Raw genomic sequence first — 13,688 nt, forward strand, 5'->3', positions numbered from 1 at the left:
AGGGCGTGATCAGCCATGGCGCCGCCTGCTCCCGAATTCGAGATAGGCCCAGGGCACCACGACGATGATCACCGACAACAGCATCATGGTCGAGGCGGCAAAACCCTGGCCGAGATTCTGCGCCAGGAACATGTAGTTGTAGACATATTTAGCCGGCACCTCCGAGGCGATGCCGGGGCCGCCGCTGGTCTGCGCAACGACAAGGTCGTAGACCTTGACGATGCCGGAAGCGATGATGACCAGCGTGGTGACCAGTACCGGGCGCATCATCGGGATGACTATGAAGACATAGGTCTTCCAGGTCGGAATGCCGTCGACGCGCGCGGCCTTCCAGATCTCGCCGTCGATGCCGCGCAGGCCCGCCAGCATCAGGCACATGATGAGCCCTGTGCCTTGCCACAGTCCTGCGATCAGGATGCCATAGATGACGATATCGGCGTCATAGAGCGGGTCGAAGGTGAAGCTTGACCAGCCGAGATTGCGCACCACTTGCTGGATGCCGAAATCAGGATCGAGAATCCACTGCCAGGCAAGACCGGTGACGATGAAAGACAGCGCGAACGGGTAGAGGAAGATCGTGCGGAAAGTGTTTTCGAAGCGGATCTTCTGGTCCATCAGCGCGGCCAGCAAAAAGCCGATGACCAGCGAAAAGACGAGGGAACAGACGCCGTAGATGGCGATGTTTTCGACCGCCATCAGCCAGCGCGGCGTCGCCCACAGGCGCTCATATTGTTCGAGACCAACGAAAGTCGCGCGCGGCAGAAGCTTGGAATTGGTGAAGGAGTAAAACACGGTCCAGGCCGTGCCCCCGGCGAAGATGACCAGCGCGGTCAGGATCATCGGGATCGACGCGATCTTGGCGCTCAGGTTTCGAAACAACCGGCTCGGCCGGCCCGCCTTAACAGGGGTCATCGGTCGGGTTCCATGGCGTTTTGGACGATCTGCCGGTCCCTCCAAAAAGGGACCGGCAGAGGGCCGCTGTCTGCTGCCGCATCAGAACGAGGTCCACCCACCCCGGCAAAAGCCGGAGTGTCTGTCGCTCTAGTCCGCAGCGGCGATGATTGCGGCAAAACGCTTCTGCGCGTCCGCAGGTGTCAGTTGCTTGTTGGCGAAGAACTCGACGAACAGGTCGTTGACCTGGGTGACCGAGTCCGCCGACATCAGCTGGTCCGGGGCGGCGATGATGTTGCCCTTGGCCAGGATCTCGAGCCCCTTCTTCATGCAGTCATTGGCCGCCTTCAGATCGACATCGCCGCGAACCGGCAGCGAGCCCTTCTTGAGGTTGAAGGCGACCTGCGTTGCCGGCGACAGCATCACCGAAGCCAGCACCTCCTGCGCCTTGGCCTTTTCAGGGTCGGTCTGCTTGGGGAAATAGAAGGCATCCCCGCCGGTCGAGATGATCTCGTTGACGCCGAGCCCGGGCAGGCAGGTGTAGTCCTTGCCGGCAGTCTGGCCGGCGATCTGGAATTCCCCTTGCGCCCAGTCACCCATGATCTGGCCGCCGGCCTTGCCGCTGATCACCAGGCTCGTCGCCTGGTTCCATTCCTGGACGTTGGACTTGGCCGACATCTGGCGCGCCTGATCGGCGGCGGCAAAGACCTTGGCCATCTCGGGGCCAGCGGCCAAGGTGGCGTCCTTGTCGCCAAACACCTTCTGGAACGTCTCGGGGCCAGCGAGCGCCACGAGGATCACCTGGAAGGCGAGCGTCGTCTGCCAGGGCTGCTGGCCAAGTGCTAGTGGCACGATGCCGGCCTTTTCCAGCGCTGGTGCTGCCGCCACGAACTCGTCCCAGTTCTTCGGCACGGCAACGCCCGCGTCGGCGAACGCTTTGTTGGAAAGCCACAGCCATTGCTGCGAGTGGATGTTGACCGGCACGCAATAAATCTTGCCGTCCAGCGTACAGCCATCTAGCAGGCTCTTGGGGTGGATGAAATTGGCCCAGCCCTCCTTGGCGGCGAGTTCGGTGAAGTCGCGCATCAGCCCGGCCTGCACCAGCTCTTCCGCCTGGCGGCCATGGTTGAACTGGGTGGCACCCATCGGGTCGCCGCCGGTGATGCGTCCGATCATGACCGGACGGGCAACATCGCCGGAACCGGCAATGGCACCGTCGACCCATTTGTTACCGGTGGCGTCGAACGCCTTGGCGAGTTCGGCAACCGCCGCCGCCTCGCCGCCGGAGGTCCACCAGTGCGTCACTTCGAGATCTGTCGCGGAAGCCGAACCGGCGGCTCCAAACGCTATTCCCGCCGCCAATACAGCGGTCGTCAGCCTATAACGCATCGTACTCCTCCCTGAATCTGAAACGTTACAGATTGCAAGGTTAAGCGAAGACCGGAACGCACGCAAGGACCGACACGGCCGGCAGCGCGATTTTGTTCGCGTCTCGAACTAAAGCAGCAAGATCATCGTCAAGCAGAAGACGACCATATTGGCACTGCAATGCAGCATTTCCGGTATGAATCGCCAATCGAATCAATGGCAGGCGCGCATGCTGCGGCGCACGATACCAGGGCACCTCAGCTGAAATTTCAGCCGGCCGCCCCGATCTAGCCCACTCAATCTGTATCGTTACAGTTATTGCCGGAAGCCCTTGCAAGGTTCATGATGCAAATGCGATATGCGCCGAGCAGGGAATACGGCGGGCGATGACCATGAACGATAAGACACCGCCGGACGAAAGTGCGGCGCAGGCGGCAGGCGGCGAGGCCAATCCGCCGACGCTGAAGACAATCGCCTTCATGACCGGCCTCGGCGTCACTACCGTTTCCCGCGCGCTGAAGGATGCGCCCGAAATCGGCGCGGCGACCAGGCAGCGCGTGCAGCTTGTCGCCCGCCAGATCGGCTACCGGCCCAACCGCGCCGGCGTGCGCCTGCGCACCGGCAAGACCAACGTCATCTCGCTCGTGCTCAACACCGAAGAGCAGATCGGCGGCTTCGTATCGGACCTGATCTATGGCATCTCCGAAGCCCTGGCGCAGACGCCCTATCACCTCGTGGTCACGCCCTATTCACGCAACAACGACCCGCTCGAGCCGGTGCGTTACGTCGTCGACACGGCCTCCGCCGACGGCGTCATCATTTCGCGCACCGAACCCGACGACAAGCGCGTGCGCTACATGACCGAGCGCGGCATGCCCTTCGCCACCCATGGCCGCACCCATATGGGCATCGAGCATGCGTTCCACGATTTCGACAACTACGCCTATGCGGTCGAGGCGGTGAAGAAGCTGGCCGCACTCGGACGCAAGCGACTGGCACTGCTCGCGCCGCCCTCCAATCTCAGCTATTTCCACCATATGCGCGACGGCTTTGCCGACGCGTTGATGGAGCATGGCTTGAGCGAAGTGCCGTTTCCGATCGCCACCGTCGATCACTCGATCGAAGATATCCGCAAACTCACCGCCGATCTGATGCGTCGGCCTAACCGTCCCGACGGCTTCGTCAGCGGCGCCGGCGCCGGCACGTTTGCCCTGGTCGCCGGCGTCGAAGACGCCGGCTTCAAGCTTGGCGAGGATGTCGACATCGTCTCCAAGCAGTCGTCAAAGCTGCTTCATCTGCTTCGGCCGCAGCTCTATGTCGTCAATGAAGACGTGCGATTGGCCGGCGCGGAACTCGCCCGCGCCGTGATCGGCCGCATCGCCGGCCGCGACATTGCTTCGCTGCAGAGTCTCAGCAAGCCGAGCGCGGTCGAGGCCCACGAGACATCCGCAATATCCAACGCCTGAGACGGCCCCTCACCCTTACCCTCTCCCCGTGAAGTACGGGGAGAGGGAGGGCATCAGCGTAGAGCCCTTCCCCCTATGCCCAATGGAGCGACGGCGCCGAAGCTGCGCCCTTCTCCCCGTAATGACGGGGAGAAGGTGCCGGCAGGCGGATGAGGGGCGGCGCCAACCTTCGCCCCTGCCACGCTACCCTTCGCTGCCCCACGGACCGTGGAACGCACCCGGCGCATCGATGCGCTCGAAGCCGTGGGCGCCGAAGAAATCGCGCTGCGCCTGGGTCAGGTCGGTCGAACCTCGACCCTGGCGATAGCCATCGAAATAGGCGAGCGCTGACGACAGTGCCGGCACCGGCAGTCCGGCCTCGGCAGCGCGGGCGACGATGCGGCGCAGCGAGGGATGCGCCTTGCCCATCATGTCAACGAAGGCCGGCACCATCAGGAGATTGGTCGACGGATCGGCCTTGCCAAAGGCTTCGGCGATGGTGTCGAGGAACTGCGAACGGATGATGCAGCCGGCGCGCCAGATCTTGGCGATCGTCGGCATCGGCAGGTTCCAGCCGAACTCCCTGGAGGCTGCGGCCATCACCGCGAATCCTTGCGCATAGGCAGCGATCTTGCCGGCGAACAATGCAAGCTCGAGATCGCCGAGCACCTCATCCTTGCCGCCTGTAAACTTGAGCGTGTTTTTGCCATAAGCCTTTTCCGCCGCCAGCCGCTCGTCCTTCATCGACGACATCACACGCGCGGCCACCGCCGCCTCGATCGCCGTCGCGGGAACACCAAGCTGCTGCGCTTCGATCACCGACCATTTGCCGGTGCCCTTCTGGCCGGCGCGGTCGAGGATGATGTCGACGACCGGGCGGCCGGTCTTGGGGTCGTCGGCTTCGAGCACGGAGGCGGTGATCTCGATCAGATAGGATTCGAGACGGCCCTTGTTCCAGCCGGCGAAAACAGGAGCGATCTCTTTCGGCTTCATGCTAAGCCCATCGCGCAGGATGCCGTAGATCTCGGCGATCATCTGCATGTCAGCATATTCGATGCCGTTGTGGATGGTCTTGACGAAATGGCCGGCACCGTCGGTGCCGAGCCAGGCCGCGCAGGGCTCGCCCTTGAACTTGGCCGAGATCGCGGTCAGCACGCCTTCGACACGTTTGTAGGATTCGGGCGTACCCCCGACCATGATCGAGGGGCCGTGGCGCGCGCCCTCCTCGCCGCCTGAAACGCCCATGCCGATGAAGGTCAGGCCCGAACCCTCGAGTTCCTTGAAACGGCGCATGGTGTCGCGGAAATTGGCGTTGCCGGCATCGATGATGATGTCGTTGGCCGACATGACGCCGCGCAGTGCAGCGATCTGCTCGTCAACCGGGGTCCCCGCCAGCACCATGATGATGACGGGACGCGGCGGCCGGATGGCGGCGGTCAACTCCTCGATCGAGGCGCAGGGCACAACCATGTCGCGCAGCGCACCGGCCGATTCGACAAACGCCTGCGTGCGCGCCGGCGTGCGGTTGAAGACGGCGATGCGATGGCCTTTTTCGGCGATGTTGAGCGCCAGGTTCGAGCCCATCGTGCCCAATCCGATCAGTCCGATTTCGGCTTTTTCCATGGTCGCTATCCTGTCTGCTGATTTCACGTGCCAGAGGTGGCGGCATGATTGACCGCGCCCGGGCCGAGGTCAACTCGCGGCTCGTCGCGCATCTGTGTGCGGCCGATCAACTCGTCGTGCCTTGGCCAAAGGGCACTGTGGACGCGCTAGTCCTTACGGCGGCGTCCGTAGAGCTCGAGCCGGTGGTGGACGATGTCATAGCCAAGCTGGCGGGCGATTTCCTGCTGCAGCTGCTCGATGCGGTCGGAGCGGAACTCGATGACGTCGCCGGTGTCGATGTCGATCAGATGGTCGTGATGATCGCCGCCTGCCTGCTCGAAGCGCGACGGACCGCCCTCGAAGGCATGGCGGTGGATCGCCCCCATTTCCTCAAGAAGCTTCATCGTCCTGTAGACAGTCGACAACGAGATGCTCTTGTCGATGGTCTCGGCGCGGCGGAAGATTTCAAGCGCGTCGGGATGGTCCTCGGTCTCGCCCAGGATGCCCAGGATGATCTTGCGCGGACGCGTGATGCGGATGCCCGCCTTGCGCAACGCCTTTTCGTAGTCGGGCTTCTTGGAAACAGGCTTTTTGGCGGTCTTCATCATGGCTCGACTATGTGCCAGATGACACCCAGTTGCAAAAGATTATCTATGCGTTCATCCCCAGAAGAAGGGGTGGAGTGCGTTCATTCACAAGAACGCGGTCATCCCGGGCGTGGAGAAACTGGGCGCTCTATCCACACGGGTTGCTGACAAAAGGCGACAATTTGGGTGGTTCTGGACCGTGGTTGCAGCTCCAACTTCACGGCATGGATCCCCGGGCCTCCGCACGTCGCTGCGCTCCTGCTCCGCCCGAGGATGACGAATGCATTGGTGGGCGACGCTAATCGCGGACGTCAGCGATTCGGCAGCAGCCACCTTTTATTTGCGCGTATTCCCGGCATTTTTCCTGCCAAGCTCCATTATTGGATTCTGGCCGAAGGCCAATATGCATTCGTCATCCTCGGGCGGAGCAGGAGCGCAGCGACGTGCGGAGGCCCGGGGATCCATGCCGTGACCATTCCGCTATGCTAACGGTCACAGGCAACTTCGTGATTGTTGCGCTCCTCGCCAACCCGCTTTCATGCCGGCTATTCGACGCCCAAGAAGAATCTTCCGGCGTGGAAAAGCCTTCCATCAGTCAATCAAAATCCGCCGGCGCAGCGGTGGGTTAATTTAGCCTCGAAGCTCAGCCCGACTTGCCCTCTTCCTCAAACGTCACCGCGACATCGGCATTGGCCGACAGGCGCACCTTGTTGCCTTCGGTTTCGGCGACGAGGGCGGTGGAGATGTAATGATGGTGGCCACGGTGGCTGCCTTCGCCGCTGTCCTGCCTGGTCAGCTTGATGCGGCCGTTCTCGACCTTGTCGACGGTGCCGATGTGGACGCCGTCGGCGCCAATGACTTCCATATGCTCGCGAATTCCTGAAGTGGCTGACACGATGGTTCTCCTTGGTTGGGATTGGCAAGGACCACAACGCGCCAACCCAAGATAGGATGCGAGCCGGGGCTCAAAAGGCATTGGTGCAGCGCTTTTATGCCGTCTAGTTGCAAACGATTTGCAATTGCATTGACAAGGATGCGACGTGCCATTAGGTAAGGCATCGTATCCGCCGCCCATTCGGCGCGGCATTCCTGGACGGGATTTCCATGACAGCGTTTCGCACTACCCTTGCCGCCATCGCCATGTTGGGGGCCATGCTCGGACTTTCGGCCTGCTCGCAAGAGAGCGAAGCGGGCGGCAAGATGAAGGTCGTGACCACCTTTACCGTCATCGCCGACATCGCCCGCAACGTCGCCGGCGACGCGGCGGACGTGGAATCGATCACCAAGCCCAATGCCGAGATTCACAATTACCAGCCGACGCCGGGCGACATCATCCGCGCCCAGAAGGCCGACCTGGTGCTGTGGAACGGGTTGAACCTCGAATTGTGGTTCCAGAAGTTCTTCGACAATCTCGACGGCGTCACGCAAGCCGTGGTGTCCGACGGCGTCGCCCCCATGGGCATCGCCGAGGGCCCCTATACCGGCAAGCCCAACCCGCATGCCTGGATGTCGCCCGAGGCGGCACTCATCTATGTCGAAAACATCCGCAAGGCCTTTGCCGACAAGGACCCCAAGAATGCTGAGGTCTACGCCAAAAACGCTGCTGCCTATGCCGACAAGATCAAGGCAACTGTCGCGCCGATCCATAAGGCCATCGAGACCATTCCCGAACAGCGGCGCTGGCTTGCCACCAGCGAAGGCGCGTTTTCCTATCTGGCGCGCGACTTCGGCCTGAAGGAGGTTTATCTTTGGCCGATCAACGCCGACCAGCAAGGCACGCCCCAGCAGGTGCGCAAGGTGATCGACCTCGTCAAGGCCAACGGCATTCCGGCCGTGTTCAGCGAAAGCACGGTGTCGTCGAAGCCCGCCGAGCAGGTGGCGCGGGAGACCGGCGCCAAATATGGCGGCGTGCTCTATGTCGACTCGCTGAGCGATGCCAGCGGCCCAGTGCCGACCTATCTCGACCTGTTGAAAGTCACCACCGAAACCATCGTCAAGGGTCTTGCCCAATGAACGTGCCGCTGAAAGGGCGCCCTTCCACGACAACGCAGGCTGCTGAAGGCCTGCGTGTCGACAACATCTCGGTGACCTACCGCAACGGCCACACCGCCCTTCGCAACGCCTCCTTCGCCATTCCGCGCGGCACCATCACCGCACTTGTCGGCGTCAACGGCTCAGGGAAGTCGACCCTGTTCAAGTCGATCATGGGCTTCGTTCCGCTGGCCACAGGCAGCGTTTCGATATTCGGCGAGCCGGCGCGCGAAGCGTTGAAGAAGAACCTCGTTGCCTATGTGCCGCAGAGCGAGGATGTCGACTGGAACTTTCCCGTGCTGGTCGAAGACGTGGTCATGATGGGCCGCTACGGCCACATGAACTTCTTTCGCATGACCCGCACCATCGACCGCGAGGCGGTAGATGCGGCCCTCGAACGCGTCGGCATGGCCGATTTCCGCAAGCGCCAGATCGGCGAACTCTCCGGAGGTCAGAAGAAGCGCGTCTTCCTTGCCCGCGCGCTTGCCCAGGAGGGCGAGATCATCCTGCTCGACGAACCGTTCACCGGCGTCGACGTGCGCACCGAAGAGGCGATCATCACTCTGTTACAGGGCCTGCGCGACGAAGGCCGGGTGATGCTGGTGTCGACGCACAATCTGGGCTCGGTGCCGCGTTTCTGCGACCGCGCCGTACTGGTCAACCGCACCGTTCTTGCCTCCGGACTGACGGAGGAAACCTTCACCAAGGCCAATCTCGAAAAGGCCTTTGGCGGGGTGCTGCGCCAGTTCATCCTCGGCGGTTCCGAACTGCATCAAGACGCCGCCGATACGCGCCAGGTGACAGTGCTGACCGACGACGAGCGACCCTTCGTCATCTATGGCGACGACGCCGGGAAAGACGCAGCTGCCAAAAAGGGCGGGCGCAAGAAATGATCGCCACGCTCTTGGAGCCGTTCGGCTACGGCTACATGCTCAACGCCATGTGGGTGTCCGCCCTTGTCGGCGGCGTCTGCGCCTTCCTCTCGGCCTATCTGATGCTGAAGGGCTGGTCGCTGATCGGCGACGCGCTCTCGCATTCCATCGTGCCGGGCGTTGCCGGCGCCTACATGCTCAGCCTGCCGTTTGCGCTCGGCGCGTTCATTTCCGGCGGGCTTGCGGCTGGTGCCATGCTGTTCCTCAACCAGCGCACCAAGCTCAAGGAAGACGCCATCATCGGGCTGATCTTCACCTCGTTCTTCGGGCTTGGGCTGTTCATGATCTCGCTGTCGCCGGCCTCGGTGAACATCCAGACCATCGTGCTCGGCAACATCCTGGCGATCACGCCTTCCGACACGCTGCAGCTGGTGCTGATCGGCGGCATCTCGCTCGCCATCCTGCTTGCCAAATGGAAGGACCTGATGGTCGCCTTTTTCGACGAGAACCATGCGCGTTCGATCGGGCTCAAGCCCGATTTGCTCAAGGTGCTGTTCTTTATGCTGCTGTCGGCCTCGACAGTTGCGGCGCTGCAAACCGTCGGCGCCTTCCTCGTCATCGCCATGGTGGTGACGCCAGGCGCAACGGCCTATCTTCTCACCGACCGGTTTCCGCGTCTGATCATGATCAGCGTCGCCATCGGCAGCGTGACGAGCTTCGTCGGCGCCTATGCCAGCTATTTCCTCGACGGTGCGACTGGAGGCATCATTGTTGTCGCCCAGACGCTGATCTTCCTGATCGCCTTTGTCTTCGCGCCCAAGCATGGACTGCTCGCCTCGCGAAAGCGGGCAAGGCAAGCGCTGGAGGCGGGGGCATGAGCAGCTATCCACCCGTAACAGCTGCCCCTCACCCTTACCCTCTCCCCGTGAAGGACAGGGAGAGGGGGGCGTCGGCGTTGCAACTGCGCCCTTCTCCCCGTTGCTCACGGGGAGAAGGTGCCGGCAGGCGGATGAGGGGCGAACAATCATGATCGAAACCCTGACCCTGCCCTTCGCATTCCCATTCATGCAGCAGGCGTTCGTCATCGCGCTGCTTGTGGCGGTGCCGATGGCGCTTTTGTCGTGCTTCCTGGTGCTCAAGGGCTGGTCGCTGATGGGCGATGCCATCAGCCATGCCGTGCTGCCGGGTGTGGTGCTGGCCTATATCGCCGGCTTGCCGCTGGCGGTGGGTGCCTTCGCCGCCGGCATGACCTGCGCGCTGGCGACCGGCTATCTCAAGCAAAACAGCCGGATCAAGGAAGACACCGTCATGGGCATCGTCTTTTCCGGCATGTTCGGCCTCGGCATCGTGCTCTACACCAAGATCCAGACCGATGTGCATCTCGACCATATATTGTTCGGCGACATGCTGGGCGTGAGCTGGAGCGATGTCGGCCAGACGGCTGTCATCGCGCTGATCGCCACTGGTGCGATCGGCCTGTTTCGCCGGGATCTGTTACTGCACGCCTTCGACCCGCAGCACGCGCAAGCCATCGGCCTGCCGGTTAAACTGTTGCATTACGGACTGCTGTCGATCCTGTCGCTGACCATCGTCGGCGCGCTCAAGGCCGTCGGCATCATCATCGCCATTGCGATGCTGATCGCACCGGGCGCGATAGCATACCTGCTCACCGACCGCTTCGAGCGCATGCTGCTGGTTTCGGTGCTGGTGGCGGTGTTGTGCTCGTTCTTTGGCGTCTATCTCAGCTTCTTCATCGACAGCGCGCCGGCACCGACAATCGTGCTTTTGATGAGCCTGACCTTCGTCGCCGCTTTCTTCATCTCGAAGCGGCGGACAGCGCTGCGGGAGCGACAGGTGATGGTGGAATGAGGGACAAGGCGTCTTAGTGCCTTGAGGCGTTGAGCCGGCAAGGAGTACCCCCACCCCTAACCCCTCCCCACAAGGGGGAGGGGGATTTTTGCTGCGTTCCCGCCAGCTTCCAGCGGGCAAGGGCAATCCGGCTGCGATGGCTGCGCCGCAAGTTCCCCTCCCCCTTGTGGGGAGGGGTTAGGGGTGGGGGTACGTTCAAGAAGGATCGTGCGGAACTGGTGCCTAGGCCGCAACCGCCGTGCGGCGGCGGGCAAAGGAATGTCCGTCGGCGTCGAAAATGTGCAACTCGTGGGGGCTGGCGGCCAGGCGGATGACAGCGCCGCGCTTGACCTCGACATTGCCCGGAAGCTTGGCCACCAGTGGCTGATCGGCGCGGCCGATGTCGACATAAACCAGCTGAACCTCGCCCAGCTGCTCGACATAATCGACAAGCCCTTCGAACAGATAATCGTCGCTGGTCGCGACGTAGAGGTCCTCTGGCCGCACGCCGAAGCTCACCGCCTTGCCCTGGGCCTCGGCGGGCGTTGCCACCGGCACCGGCGTCTTGCGGCCGCCGACGTGGCTGACCAGACTGGTCTCGCCCGTCCTGTCGATGGTGCCGCCAACGATGTTCATCGCCGGCGAGCCGATGAACTGGGCGACGAACAGGTTGCCGGGATGCTTGTAGAGCTCCATCGGCGTGCCGACCTGCTCGATGCGGCCGTCCTTGAGCACGACGATGCGGTCGGCCAGCGTCATCGCCTCGACCTGGTCGTGGGTGACGTAGATCATCGTGGTGTTGGGCATCGATTCCTTGAGCTTGGCGATCTCGATGCGGGTGGCGACGCGCAGGGCTGCGTCGAGGTTCGACAGCGGCTCGTCGAACAGAAATACCTTGGGGTTGCGCACGATGGCGCGGCCAATGGCGACGCGCTGGCGCTGGCCACCCGACATCGCCTTGGGCAGGCGGTCGAGATATTTGGTCAGCTGCAGGATTTCGGCCGCCGCGCGGACGCGCTTGTCGATCTCGGCCTTGCTTTCCTTGGCAATCTTCATGCCGAAGGCCATGTTGTCGTAGACCGTCATGTGCGGGTAGAGCGCGTAGGACTGGAACACCATGGCGATGCCGCGCTTGGACGGCGGCACGTCGTTGACCTTCTCGCCGGCGATCTCCAGCGTGCCGCCGGAAATCTCCTCAAGGCCTGCGATCGAACGCAAAAGCGTCGACTTTCCGCAGCCCGAGGGACCGACGAAAACGATGAACTCGCCGGATTTGATGTCGAGGTCGATGCCGTGGAGAATGTGCAGATTGCCGTAAGACTTCTTGACGTCCCTGAGCGTTAGATCGGCCATGATTTCCTCCCAGATTTCTTTTTCCGGTGGTCAGACGAAGCGCCCGAACCAGGCACCGTAACCGCCGAGCCGGACTGCGCCGGCATTTGCATTTCCATCGAGCCCATGTCCCGCCAAGGGCTGCAGGCCTCGACCTCCGAGATCAACGTTAGCCGCTGTGCTGCCAAGATTGAAGACGCAGACGATCTCTTCGTTGCCCTCGCGCCGGGTGAAGGCGACGGTGTCGCCGTCGGCCTTGAGGAACGAGATGTCGCCCTTGGCCAATGCCGGATGCGCGCGGCGGAAGGCGAGGAAGCGGCGGTAATGTTCGAGCAGCGAGGCGGCATCGCCTTCCTGCGTGTCGACCGCCTTGGCAAGGTGATCCGCCGGCACCGGCAGCCACGGCTTGGCCGAGGAGAAGCCGCCATTCTTGGCATCCTTGTTCCACACCATCGGCGTGCGGCAGCCGTCGCGGCCCTTGAACTCGGGCCAGAAGCGGATGCCGTAGGGGTCCTGCAGGTCCTCGAAAGCGAGGCTGGCTTCGGTAAGGCCAAGTTCCTCGCCCTGATAGATGCAGACCGAGCCGCGCAGCGACATCATCAGCGCCGAGATGACCTTGAGATAGGCGGTGCGGTCGGCCTCGCCCATGCCCCAGCGCGAGGCGTGGCGGACGACATCGTGGTTGGAGAAAGCCCAGCACGACCAGCCGTCGCTGGCAGCCTTGCCGAAGTCTTCGAGCACGGTGCGGACCTTGGCGGCGGTGATCTTTTCCGGTGCCAGGAAATCAAAGGCGTAACACATCTGCACCTTGTCGCCTCCAGCAGTGTAGGAGGCGACGACCTCCAGCCCGCGTTGGGAATCCCCGACCTCGCCGACGGCGGCAGCCGCCGGATATTCGTCAAGCACGGCGCGGAAACGGGCGAGGAATTCGAGGTTTTCGGGCCTGCTCTTGTCGTAGATGTGGTCCTGGAAATTGTAGGGGTTCACCGCCGGTGCCGTCTGGTCGTTGCGCTCTTCCGGCGGCAGTGCGGGATTGTCTTCCAGCCCGGCCGAGTGGAAGTAGAAATTGATGGTGTCGAGGCGGAAGCCATCGACACCGCGCTCGAGCCAGAAGCGGGTGACGTCGAGCAGCGCGTCCTGGACGTCGCGGTTGTGGAAGTTGAGATCGGGCTGCTCGGACAGGAAGTTGTGCAGGTAATACTGCATCCGGCGCGTGTCCCACTGCCAGGCCGAGCCGCCGAAGATCGACAGCCAGTTGTTGGGCGGGCTGCCGTCGGGCTTGGCGTCGGCCCAGACGTACCAGTCGGCCTTGGGATTGTCGCGGCTCGCGCGGCTTTCCTTGAACCAGGGGTGCAGGTCGGAGGTGTGCGAGATGACGCCGTCGATCATCACCTTGAGGCCGAGGCGATGGGCTTCCGCGATCATCGCATCGAAGTCGGCCAGCGTGCCGAACATCGGGTCGATGTCGAGATAATCGGAGATGTCGTAGCCAAAATCCTTCATCGGCGACTTGAAGAAGGGCGAGATCCAGACCGCGTCCGCGCCAAGGGAAGCGATGTGCGGCAGGCGGTCGATGATGCCCTTGAGGTCGCCGATGCCATCGCCATTCGAATCCTGGAAGCTGCGGGGGTAGATCTGGTAGATCACCGCCCCCCGCCACCAGTCGCGATCGACGGCAGTTTCAGGGTTTTCGTTTCTGCGCATTGCGGCTT

General features: G+C 62.6%; 12 protein-coding genes. 5 read left to right on the forward strand and 7 right to left on the reverse strand.

The window, feature by feature from the left end; all coding sequences use genetic code 11:
* Positions 1-9: 9 nt before the first annotated feature.
* Positions 10-912 (reverse strand): carbohydrate ABC transporter permease, encoded by a 903-nt coding sequence (locus AC1RTB_RS06905; protein WP_492875959.1) that lies wholly within the window; start codon positions 910-912, stop codon positions 10-12.
* 129 nt (positions 913-1,041) lie between these two features.
* Positions 1,042-2,280: an ABC transporter substrate-binding protein gene (locus AC1RTB_RS06910; protein ID WP_492875961.1), complete on the reverse strand. Its 1,239-nt coding sequence runs from the start codon at positions 2,278-2,280 to the stop codon at positions 1,042-1,044.
* 371 nt (positions 2,281-2,651) lie between these two features.
* Between AC1RTB_RS06910 and AC1RTB_RS06915 the strand changes: the two genes are divergently transcribed.
* A complete protein-coding gene (locus tag AC1RTB_RS06915; protein WP_492875963.1) occupies positions 2,652-3,725 on the forward strand; it encodes a LacI family transcriptional regulator in 1,074 nt (357 codons plus the stop codon).
* 183 nt (positions 3,726-3,908) lie between these two features.
* Here the strand turns inward: AC1RTB_RS06915 and gnd are convergent, their stop codons facing one another.
* From gnd to AC1RTB_RS06930, 3 genes are all read right to left on the reverse strand, one after another.
* Positions 3,909-5,327, reverse strand: a complete 1,419-nt coding sequence (gnd, locus tag AC1RTB_RS06920; protein ID WP_492875964.1) for an NADP-dependent phosphogluconate dehydrogenase — start codon at positions 5,325-5,327, stop codon at positions 3,909-3,911.
* A 146-nt stretch (positions 5,328-5,473) separates the two neighbouring features.
* Positions 5,474-5,914 carry a Fur family transcriptional regulator gene (locus tag AC1RTB_RS06925; protein WP_492875966.1) on the reverse strand — a complete coding sequence of 147 codons (441 nt, stop codon included), beginning with the start codon at positions 5,912-5,914 and terminating at the stop codon, positions 5,474-5,476.
* 622 nt (positions 5,915-6,536) lie between these two features.
* Entirely contained in the window at positions 6,537-6,788 is a 252-nt protein-coding gene (locus tag AC1RTB_RS06930; protein WP_492875968.1) for a DUF2171 domain-containing protein, read from the reverse strand.
* 257 nt (positions 6,789-7,045) lie between these two features.
* On the opposite strand from AC1RTB_RS06930, the gene AC1RTB_RS06935 reads away from it, so the two are divergent.
* From AC1RTB_RS06935 to AC1RTB_RS06950, 4 genes are all read left to right on the forward strand, one after another.
* Positions 7,046-7,906 (forward strand): metal ABC transporter substrate-binding protein, encoded by an 861-nt coding sequence (locus AC1RTB_RS06935; protein WP_492876353.1) that lies wholly within the window; start codon positions 7,046-7,048, stop codon positions 7,904-7,906.
* The gene (locus AC1RTB_RS06940; RefSeq protein ID WP_492875970.1) at positions 7,903-8,817 is read left to right on the forward strand and encodes a manganese/iron ABC transporter ATP-binding protein; all 915 of its coding nucleotides are present in this window, start codon (positions 7,903-7,905) and stop codon (positions 8,815-8,817) included. Before AC1RTB_RS06935 ends, AC1RTB_RS06940 begins: the two co-directional genes overlap by 4 nt.
* On the forward strand, positions 8,814-9,674 hold the full coding sequence (locus AC1RTB_RS06945) for a metal ABC transporter permease (protein ID WP_492875972.1): 861 nt from the start codon (positions 8,814-8,816) through the stop codon (positions 9,672-9,674). Before AC1RTB_RS06940 ends, AC1RTB_RS06945 begins: the two co-directional genes overlap by 4 nt.
* Positions 9,675-9,822: 148 nt before the next feature.
* Positions 9,823-10,665: a metal ABC transporter permease gene (locus AC1RTB_RS06950; protein WP_492875974.1), complete on the forward strand. Its 843-nt coding sequence runs from the start codon at positions 9,823-9,825 to the stop codon at positions 10,663-10,665.
* Positions 10,666-10,887: 222 nt separating this feature from the next.
* Here AC1RTB_RS06950 and AC1RTB_RS06955 read toward each other — a convergent pair whose 3' ends face one another.
* Together AC1RTB_RS06955 and bglA are read right to left on the reverse strand one after the other, a co-directional pair.
* Positions 10,888-11,997 (reverse strand): ABC transporter ATP-binding protein, encoded by a 1,110-nt coding sequence (locus AC1RTB_RS06955; RefSeq protein ID WP_492875976.1) that lies wholly within the window; start codon positions 11,995-11,997, stop codon positions 10,888-10,890.
* 30 nt (positions 11,998-12,027) lie between these two features.
* Positions 12,028-13,680, reverse strand: a complete 1,653-nt coding sequence (gene bglA / locus AC1RTB_RS06960) for a beta-galactosidase BglA (RefSeq protein ID WP_492875978.1) — start codon at positions 13,678-13,680, stop codon at positions 12,028-12,030.
* Between the last annotated feature and the right edge of the window lie 8 nt (positions 13,681-13,688).

It is taken from the genome of Aminobacter sp. GW821-FHT11F06 (assembly GCF_058808215.1).

Excerpts from the sequence above, each read along its gene's own strand:
- AC1RTB_RS06905 (WP_492875959.1), bottom strand. The coding sequence starts at position 912 with ATGACCCCTGTTAAGGCGGGCCGGCCGAGCCGGTTGTTTCGAAACCTG.
- AC1RTB_RS06910 (WP_492875961.1), bottom strand. The coding sequence starts at position 2,280 with ATGCGTTATAGGCTGACGACCGCTGTATTGGCGGCGGGAATAGCGTTT.
- AC1RTB_RS06915 (WP_492875963.1), top strand. The coding sequence starts at position 2,652 with ATGAACGATAAGACACCGCCGGACGAAAGTGCGGCGCAGGCGGCAGGC.
- gnd (WP_492875964.1), bottom strand. The coding sequence starts at position 5,327 with ATGGAAAAAGCCGAAATCGGACTGATCGGATTGGGCACGATGGGCTCG.
- AC1RTB_RS06925 (WP_492875966.1), bottom strand. The coding sequence starts at position 5,914 with ATGATGAAGACCGCCAAAAAGCCTGTTTCCAAGAAGCCCGACTACGAA.
- AC1RTB_RS06935 (WP_492876353.1), top strand. The coding sequence starts at position 7,046 with ATGCTCGGACTTTCGGCCTGCTCGCAAGAGAGCGAAGCGGGCGGCAAG.
- AC1RTB_RS06940 (WP_492875970.1), top strand. The coding sequence starts at position 7,903 with ATGAACGTGCCGCTGAAAGGGCGCCCTTCCACGACAACGCAGGCTGCT.
- AC1RTB_RS06945 (WP_492875972.1), top strand. The coding sequence starts at position 8,814 with ATGATCGCCACGCTCTTGGAGCCGTTCGGCTACGGCTACATGCTCAAC.
- AC1RTB_RS06950 (WP_492875974.1), top strand. The coding sequence starts at position 9,823 with ATGATCGAAACCCTGACCCTGCCCTTCGCATTCCCATTCATGCAGCAG.
- AC1RTB_RS06955 (WP_492875976.1), bottom strand. The coding sequence starts at position 11,997 with ATGGCCGATCTAACGCTCAGGGACGTCAAGAAGTCTTACGGCAATCTG.
- bglA (WP_492875978.1), bottom strand. The coding sequence starts at position 13,680 with ATGCGCAGAAACGAAAACCCTGAAACTGCCGTCGATCGCGACTGGTGG.